This window comes from Dolichospermum sp. UHCC 0259, from assembly GCF_009711935.1.
Classification (GTDB): domain Bacteria; phylum Cyanobacteriota; class Cyanobacteriia; order Cyanobacteriales; family Nostocaceae; genus Dolichospermum.
The window spans coordinates 22208-30380 of the sequence record NZ_VIKX01000231.1 but is presented as its reverse complement, the minus strand read 5'-3'; the positions used below and the strand labels follow the sequence as shown (position 1 = coordinate 30380).

General features: G+C 38.9%; 9 protein-coding genes. 3 read left to right on the top strand and 6 right to left on the bottom strand.

Annotated features, from left to right (window positions below; translation table 11 throughout):
• The first annotated feature begins 143 nt into the window (after window positions 1-143).
• From FJR05_RS19770 to FJR05_RS19760, 3 genes are all read left to right on the top strand, one after another.
• A complete protein-coding gene (locus FJR05_RS19770; protein ID WP_016948731.1) occupies window positions 144-368 on the top strand; it encodes a hypothetical protein in 225 nt (74 codons plus the stop codon).
• Window positions 368-760, top strand: coding sequence for a type II toxin-antitoxin system VapC family toxin (locus tag FJR05_RS19765; protein WP_168645701.1), 393 nt, complete (start codon window positions 368-370; stop codon window positions 758-760). Before FJR05_RS19770 ends, FJR05_RS19765 begins: the two co-directional genes overlap by 1 nt.
• A gap of 120 nt (window positions 761-880) precedes the next feature.
• Window positions 881-2467, top strand: coding sequence for an ATP-binding protein (locus FJR05_RS19760; RefSeq protein WP_168645700.1), 1587 nt, complete (start codon window positions 881-883; stop codon window positions 2465-2467).
• Window positions 2468-2524: 57 nt separating this feature from the next.
• Here the strand turns inward: FJR05_RS19760 and FJR05_RS19755 are convergent, their stop codons facing one another.
• From FJR05_RS19755 to FJR05_RS19730, 6 genes are all read right to left on the bottom strand, one after another.
• On the bottom strand, window positions 2525-3199 hold the full coding sequence (locus FJR05_RS19755; RefSeq protein WP_174783788.1) for a uridine kinase: 675 nt from the start codon (window positions 3197-3199) through the stop codon (window positions 2525-2527).
• Window positions 3199-3744 (bottom strand): DUF1349 domain-containing protein, encoded by a 546-nt coding sequence (locus tag FJR05_RS19750; protein WP_168645699.1) that lies wholly within the window; start codon window positions 3742-3744, stop codon window positions 3199-3201. Before FJR05_RS19750 ends, FJR05_RS19755 begins: the two co-directional genes overlap by 1 nt.
• Before the next feature lie 99 nt (window positions 3745-3843).
• Window positions 3844-4008 carry a hypothetical protein gene (locus FJR05_RS19745; protein ID WP_254446984.1) on the bottom strand — a complete coding sequence of 55 codons (165 nt, stop codon included), beginning with the start codon at window positions 4006-4008 and terminating at the stop codon, window positions 3844-3846.
• A gap of 82 nt (window positions 4009-4090) precedes the next feature.
• A complete protein-coding gene (locus tag FJR05_RS19740) occupies window positions 4091-4873 on the bottom strand; it encodes a peroxiredoxin-like family protein (RefSeq protein WP_168645698.1) in 783 nt (260 codons plus the stop codon).
• Between the two features lie 260 nt (window positions 4874-5133).
• Window positions 5134-6948, bottom strand: a complete 1815-nt coding sequence (locus tag FJR05_RS19735) for a bifunctional 3'-5' exonuclease/DNA polymerase (RefSeq protein WP_168645697.1) — start codon at window positions 6946-6948, stop codon at window positions 5134-5136.
• A 297-nt stretch (window positions 6949-7245) separates the two neighbouring features.
• The gene (locus tag FJR05_RS19730) at window positions 7246-8055 is read right to left on the bottom strand and encodes a hypothetical protein (protein ID WP_168645696.1); all 810 of its coding nucleotides are present in this window, start codon (window positions 8053-8055) and stop codon (window positions 7246-7248) included.
• Window positions 8056-8173: the final 118 nt, after the last annotated feature.

Sequence of the window (8173 nt, the reverse complement as noted above, 5' to 3'; positions counted from 1 at the left end):
CATCTCCATTTATTTCCAATTTCATGATGGAAATTTAAAATCTATTTTTGCTGTCACAACCATTTAAACTACTCGAATGCCAGCAAAGTGCTATCATTTAGGTAATGATCTGGTAGTAGACCAGCACTAGCAAAGGAGTCCGTATGGCAACAATTACGATTCGCAATATATCTGATGAGTTGCTTGAGCGCATTAAACGCTTGGCGGCACAAAAGGGGGTTTCGATGGAGCAAGAAGTCCGCGATTTGTTGCAAAAACGTTATGGGCAAAGGGATGAAGTGCTTGCTCGTATTCGTCAACGAGCGGAGGTATTACCGATGGAAGCAGAAATTCGGGTGCAGTCTTGGAAATCAGAAGGACGACCTTGATGGTAATTGATACGATGGTTTTCGCCTATGCCCTCTTGCACGTAGAGAACAAGTATGAACAGGCGCTCGCTGCTTTAGAAAGTGTAGATCAGATTGTGGTTCCTGATTCGTTGTTTGCCGAGTTGGGCAATGTAATTTGGCAATGGATACAATTTCGACAATTACCATTGCAAATGGGATTAGATACAATGCAAGATGCTGAAGCATTGGTTGATGTCATGATTTCCAGTTCTCAAATTCGAGATGTTGCTCTAAAACTAGCAGTCCAGGCAAATCATTCATTCTACGATACTTTATTCGTGGCAGCAGCAATTCAATCTGATACTCAGGTGTTGACTTATGATCGCAAACTGGCGGCCAAGTTTGGTGATAGGGTTTTATTACTGGAATAGATATCGCTGTTATTCAGCTAACAAATATAGCCCATTGGTTAGTAATAATTGTCCATAAGGCTAAGGCATTGGTAATGACTTTGTTCTATAAGAGGTAAGTAAGTCATTCACATCAAATTCATGAAGTTGACAGACTGGCCTGCCCTAGCTAACCAAAATACGGCAATTGTGGCTGTGGAATATCAGACACCTGATAGAATGCAGATTTTAGAGCAGTTTTACCAATGGGGTGAAGAGCAATCTTTGTCAGTCTTTCTCTGGAATCCCGGTTACTGTGAACTACAACAATTAATTCACCATCAAAGTCAGTACATCTTACAGTCAACTAATAGGGGTAACAATAAGGATATTCTTCAGTATCTTTTGTCAGACTATCAACCAGGTATTTATTTGTTAGAGGGAGTGTTACAGGAAAATAATGGTAGCCAAATTAGTCAAAAACTTAGCTATCAATTACTGAATGCTTATCATCAAGCCTTGTGGAGTCAGCAAGATAATTACTGGGTATTACTAGAAACTTACGTTCAACTACCTCTAGAATTACAGCCTTTTATTCCTGTACTGTCTAATCCATTGCCAAACCAACAGCAGGTAGAAATGATTGTACAGCAGTTTTTTGATTGTTGTTCGCCCTCGGCTTTAGCCAATGGTTATCCTTACTCAAAAACAAATTCAACAAACCAAGCACTGCAATTGCTAATTCGTGCCTGTCAAGGTTTACCCAGAGGCGAGATAAATTTGCTATTACAGCAATGTTTAGGTTTTGCAGATCAACTTGAGGATATCGCCCAATTAGTTCTTGAGCATAAAGTTAACAAATTAAAGGGACGGGGTTTAGAGTACATTGCTCAACCGGATATCCCTTCATCTGCGGGGTTAGATTTACTGGCAACAAGGTTAGAAACTATTACCTGTTTGCTACAACCAGAAGCACAAACATATAATTTGCAGTTTCCCACAGGAATGTTGTTATGGGGACCACCAGGAACAGGTAAAAGTTTATCTGCCAAGTTAGCAGCCAAGAAAATGGGCTTGCCACTGTTAGCCGCTAATTGGGGTGTACTATTGGGTAGTCCTCATCCTGACCGAGCTTTAAAGGAATTTATCGCTTTGGTAACATCCCTTGCTCCCTGCGTTCTCTACTGGGATGATTTTGATAAAGGTTTTGCTGGTTGGGACTCGAATGCAGACGGAGGTGTAGCCCGGCGGTTGTCTGCGGGATTGTTAACTTGGATGCAGGAACACCAAGAACCTGTTTATACAATTGCCACTATCAACCGTCTAGAAATGCTACCTGCGGAATTAGTACGTCGTTTTGATGATATCTTTTTTGTAGATTTACCCCATGAGGGGGCAAGATACGAAGTTTTCAATTTACATTTAGCTAAGTATTTTTCAGCTTTTTCAGGTAATGATTCACCTTGGAGTGATGAGCAATGGCGGAGGCTGTTGGCTGAGTATAGGATTTGCACTCCAGCCGAAATTGGTAATGCTGTGCGTCGTTGTGCTGAGAATGCTTTTGCTCAAGGTAGAGCAGGACAAATTGAGTTTGAGGATTTACTAAAACAGCGATCGCAATTTACCCCAGCAATGGAGCGAGAATCAGAACAAATGCAAGCTATTCGCAATCAGGCTATTTATGCTCAACCTGTGTCAAGTGAGGATATTTCACCGTTTGCTTATCAGCATCGAGAATTATTTGAATAAGCTGACTGACAGATGAGATTGGTAAATTAATTGGTTCTTCTTGACATTTTTCCAACCTTACATTGTTGAGGAAGGGGCATTCGGTGGATCATGGTGAACACCTAACTTGAAATCATTAATATAGATCACGTCTGTACTTGATTTGGGATTGTCAATTGCCAAATGAACTTTTTGGGCAGGAAAATAAATTTTTTGGTAATCCTCAAGTATCTGTTCTGGTGAAATGTCTTCTTGGTTTCGCTGAATTGCTCTCTCCAAAGCAGTGACAAATGAACAATCAATCCAAATCTTAAAATCATAGAAATGTTGGAGCGATCGCTTCAGCAAAAATATTCCTTCAAGCACAATTACATCCACATTTGCAAATTGATAATTATAGGTTTGTGGTATACCTGTAATTCCAGTTAAAACAGTCGTTAAATTAATCATTCGTTGATTTTTTAACGGCAGTATCAATTTTTGAAATAGATCATCAAAATGAAAAGCATGATGATAAAAATACTCTCCTGGATGTTCAGAATTAAATCGCTCACTTGGTAACTTATGCCAAGCATCTAAATTAATGGCAACAGCATGAATATTTCGCTGATTCAAAGCAGTTATTAATTTTTCAGTAATATAACCTTTACCAGAACCATCAATCCCACTGACAGCAACTAAAAAAGCTTTATCTACTGATAATTCTGATTGTTTTTGGAGGATAGAATTAGCTAAATCTTGAATATCTATCATTAATTTTCACCTTTTTTTGTTAATTGATAATCTTCAAAAATTACCTCATACCCATTTCCTTGTGGTGATGCACACATAATTCCGACTTGAATATCTTGCTGAACTGGAAAATAAGCCATTCTCAAGGGAACATAGCGGTCATATTCATCTAAATAAGCGATATGAATAGCCTCTTGACATCGCTCAACCCGTAGCTGAAAAATATGAGGAGGATTTAATAAAGGTGTAAATGACCAATCTGAATAGTTATGAGTGACGACAGCACTCACATTTTGCACTCCATCAACATATTCAATTCCAGTTTTAATCCAATGTTTTTCATCGGCACGAATCATAATTCCTGCCTGATCATATAAGTCTTGATATTTGCCTTTTATCTTGACATCAACAACAAAATCTGTACTCACTCGGTCAAAGTAGAAATGTCCACTATCACGAATAAAACCATAGTGAGTTATCCGCCAAAAATCGGTTTTTGGTGCAGTTGTAATGATGATTTGCTGCTCAGAATGTGACCAAGTAGGGGGTTGATTAAGCCATTCCATAGTTTTTGCTATTCTTAGATGTAAGGGAATAAGTTGTGTAATTTTGCAGTGAGCAGATGAGTTTAAAAATATAACAATTTTTCAAACTTATCCCCGGCACTAATTGACATTTTTATGAAAATAGTTTGTATCCAATTGATTAATTAGAATCGCTATTACTAATGTGGCAACTCCTAATATTTTGGGTGTTGTAATGGGATATTGAATAGCACCAAACCATCCCAATTTTGATACCGTGGCGTGGTGTAGCGTGGCGTAAGCCATACAAGCTGTAAACCGTAAACCCCATCGAATCAACGATTGAGTCTCAGTATAATGAACAAGAATCAAACCGGATTCCTATAGTTTACGCACAGTTTTCAATTAAGGATAAAAATGATAGGGGTTGGCTCATATTAGCAGCAAAGCCGAGAATTCCTGGATCTCGATGTTCGTAAAGTAACTGACCTTTGCTATCAAACAAAAAAGTGCCACCGCGCTGAGTTAAGTAGGCAGAATTCGGTACATAAGTCTGCCAATTTCTGAGAACTTCCACCATATTCCGTAGCCGCAGAGTAGCTAACTCAAAGGGGCGTTGAAACCCACTACCGCCGGCTAATTGGAAAAACGAGCCTTGGAAGGCAGGTAGAGGAGTACCTTGAATGATTTCATCCTCCCCGATGAGTTGAGGGGCTTGACGGTCGCCCTTGTATCCCCGAAAAACTTCCGCCAGCGTTCCCGGACTACCAATCCCTGCACACATCAAAATTAGATTTAGCCAAGCTTTCCCAGACCCAGCAAGCCCAGGGAGAGAAATATTCAGACCAGAATAAAGATTGAGTTGGCGATGTAATTCTCCATTCGGTTCAACAAATAAATTTTCCGGTGGAAATCCTGTATATTCACAGAATTTTGTGCCAGAAGCGAGATTACCAATTCCCACCGCACGAATAGCGAGTTTTTTATCTGTCAAGTTTTTAGCTTCACGCTGCAACCACCACGCATATTCAAGACTATCAAAATCTCCAAGTTGTGGCCAAACTAAAATAAGGATATGTGAGGCAGTCTCGCAGTTTTCTAGCAAGGGTCGGATTATGCCATCACTAACACGTTGATATTTGTTCTGATTAAGGATAGCGTAGGGGTTCATTGGAAGAGATAAACTGCTATTTAGCTATTAAATTCTAGCCCAATTGATCTGAATTCACGTTGATTTTATTTTATCAGTAACTCAGGGCTGAGTGCCACTGACCTTGCAAGAAGACGCGCTCGTTTCTCAATTATAGCAACGGGGCGGTTAGCACAAAATATAGACTTGTTATTGCCGTATAGGTGGGAATCCATGTCCTAATCGTTATAGCTACTGCTATACCACGTATTTTTATGACAATTCTTGTCTAAGTCCCGTAGTTACCAGGAATCACCTACCGTAATATCTACTACCACAGGCACAGGGTTAAGAAACTTTTCAGCCGCAGCAACCATACATCTGTGTAGCATTTGGCTCACTCGCTCCACCTCATTCTCTGGACATTCCAGGACAATTTCATCATGGACAATGCAGATCAACTTTGCATGAGTCCTAGTTAACGGCTTAATCAGCTTCACCATCGCCAACTTATTAATATCTGCATTTAACCCCTGCACAGGATGATTAAGCATTTCAGCCAACCTTGGTTTATCTGCCCATCTCCGTCTTCTCCCTGCTAAAGTCCGACTTTCTTTAACACCCCGCAAATATGCTTGCTTAATCGTTTCGTGCCACTTAGTTACACCAGAATAAGCATCAAAAAACCGCTTTCTAAAAGCCTTCGCTTCATCGAGTGTCATTGTCACACCATACTTAGTTTCAGCATAAATGCGAAGTTTGGCAGCCCCCATACCGTAAATAAGTCCAAAATTAATCGCTTTAGCCAGTCTGCGGTCTTCCTCAGTAACCTCCATGATCCGCTTACCAGTTACTAAAGCTGCCGTGAGTTTGTGCAAATCAGCACCTTGACGGTAGGCTTGCCGCATCTTAGCATCACCAGAGAGACGCGCGACTATTCTTAACTCGATTTGCGAATAATCTGCTGCTAAAATTTGGTAGCCAGGTGCAGCAATAAAGCAATTTCTAGCTGCCGCATGACGGGGAATGGTTTGTAATGGTGGGTGACGACAGGAAAATCTTCCAGACCTTGCTCCTAGTTGATAGTAATTGGGGTGAATTCTCCCAGTTTTGGGGTGAATGTGTTTAGGTAAACTATCAGTAAAAGTGGCAGTAATTTTGGCAAGGTGGCGATAGTCTAAAAGAGCCTTAATAATAGGATATTGATTAACCAAAGGGACTAAATCTTTTTGGTTAGTTGATTGTATGGCAATACCCATAGCCTGGAGAGCAGCTAATACTTGTGGGGGTGAATTAGGATTAACAGTATCCGTTAATTCTGGTAACAGTGATAGTTGAGATTTACCAGCAAGACGCAGTTGTTTTAACTGTTGAAGTGCAGTTATTTTGTCAGCTTCTAAAGAAGCACCCAGCGTTTGCCATCTGGATAAGTCAAATAACATTCCATTGAGTTCCATTTGGGCGACAACAGGCAGACAATGAAATTCCAGTTGGGCAATTTTCAGCAATTTCGCCTGTGTTAATTTCTTGACTAAAATTGGGTAAAGGTCAAGTAAAATAGCAGCATCTGTAGCAGCATATTGTAATTGTTCTGGAGTCAGATGTTGATGCCAATTGCTAGTTTGTAAGGTTTTATCTAGTTGTATACGCAACAGTTTACGAGCTACATTTTCTAAAGATGCACTGGTTTTAATTCCCGCATTCACAACTTGGTAAGCAAGTTGAGTATCGAAGAAATATCCAGAAGGTTGAAGTCCGGCTTGGGTGAGAAATTGCCATTCAAATTTGGCATTATGAGCGATTTTCACCGCAGAATTGCAGAAGAGTTTTTTGAGGAGCAAACGATAAGTTTCAGTGCGAGTGCCTCTGGTGCAGTGTAGCTGATTACTTTTGGTATTGTGTTCTGCGCTATCGCGCACAGATATAGCTGGTAAATCAATTAGTACAACTGGGTAATTAGGTGCAGCTATTTGAATTAATCTAATTGTGTCAGTTAAAGGGTCGAGTCCTGTTGTTTCACAATCTAATGCTAAAATTTCGGCATGAAACAAAGGTTTGATAATGCTTTTGAGAGTGGGAATATCTTTGACTAAAATGTATTCTGGAGAGTAATTCATAGTGATAACAATTGGGCTTTTAAGCCATAAGTATTATAGCGGTATGCACTTGAATGAGATACAGAATCTACAGTAAAAGCCATACGGTAAGAGACTCTTAACTCCTGACTCGGTGACTCCTGCTATAGTTGGTATTGTTTGATAAGAATAATTAAATTAATTCGTAATTAAGTTTTGCAATGGGGATTTAGAACACGATACAAAACTTGTTGCCTTTAGAAGCAGGGTAATCCAACCTCCAAACTTTGTAAAAGAGAGGTTTATATGTAATATCCCTCTCCTTATAACTTGATTCAATTAACTAATTTGACGCTGACGTTTACTTGTTTGTACAACCTGATGATGTTGGATATGCTGAGAATTATTAATAGCAGTAGGAGCTAATTCTTGAATAATTGGTTTGACAATTTCTGGGGCAATTTCTAAGCGATTTTTAATCTGTGCTTGCAACCAAGCTAAAGGAACACTTTTACCATTGACTGTTTGTTTGATAATTAAGTCAGATTTGGGTTTTGAAACTTTTTTAATGGCACTGGCAATTTTTCTGGCTGTGCGTAAATCAATTTTGTCTATGTTAATAGTAACTGAATTGTTGAGTTCAAGTTCTGGTTGTAAAGAAGTGCTATCATTTGATTGATTACCATTGTCATTTTCAAAAATGCTAGAAATACTAAATGTGTTTTCAACTGTGGTTAAATCATCATACTCATGGATATTCGATTGATTACCATTATCATGCTCAAAGTTGCTAGAATTACTGGATTGATTCTGGTTCTCAATCTTGGTTAAATCATCATGCTCAAGAATAGTTGATTGATTACAATTGTTATGTTCAAGATTTGCAAAACTATTAACAACAGAATTATCATTAGCACATAGATGACAATTTTCTTGTTCAACATTGAGATTGCTATTTGTGGTATCAATAGGTTCAATATTTGATTGCTCAGATGTTTTGTGAGTGGTACAATGTTCGACGTTAAGAGCGACTTGATGCCATAAATGCACTAATCCCACCATAAAATCAATAAGCATGACAATGGTAGAGAATGCTGTAATTACCAGGATGAGATAATTTAAACTTTCTTGAACTGATTGAATATTCATGGTAACTAAATTGAGATTTGATTATCAAAAACAATGAAGCAATAGCTTCCATTTCACTTGCTTTCAATTAACACGATTCAATGAAACTTAGAACATGACAACGGTTAGAGCAAATGTA

Bases quoted from the DNA above. Each gene is read 5' to 3' on its own strand.
- FJR05_RS19750 (WP_168645699.1), bottom strand. From the start codon at position 3,744: ATGGAATGGCTTAATCAACCCCCTACTTGGTCACATTCTGAGCAGCAA.
- FJR05_RS19740 (WP_168645698.1), bottom strand. From the start codon at position 4,873: ATGAACCCCTACGCTATCCTTAATCAGAACAAATATCAACGTGTTAGT.
- FJR05_RS19745 (WP_254446984.1), bottom strand. From the start codon at position 4,008: ATGGCTTACGCCACGCTACACCACGCCACGGTATCAAAATTGGGATGG.
- FJR05_RS19735 (WP_168645697.1), bottom strand. From the start codon at position 6,948: ATGAATTACTCTCCAGAATACATTTTAGTCAAAGATATTCCCACTCTC.
- FJR05_RS19730 (WP_168645696.1), bottom strand. From the start codon at position 8,055: ATGAATATTCAATCAGTTCAAGAAAGTTTAAATTATCTCATCCTGGTA.
- FJR05_RS19765 (WP_168645701.1), top strand. From the start codon at position 368: ATGGTAATTGATACGATGGTTTTCGCCTATGCCCTCTTGCACGTAGAG.
- FJR05_RS19755 (WP_174783788.1), bottom strand. From the start codon at position 3,199: ATGATAGATATTCAAGATTTAGCTAATTCTATCCTCCAAAAACAATCA.
- FJR05_RS19770 (WP_016948731.1), top strand. From the start codon at position 144: ATGGCAACAATTACGATTCGCAATATATCTGATGAGTTGCTTGAGCGC.
- FJR05_RS19760 (WP_168645700.1), top strand. From the start codon at position 881: ATGAAGTTGACAGACTGGCCTGCCCTAGCTAACCAAAATACGGCAATT.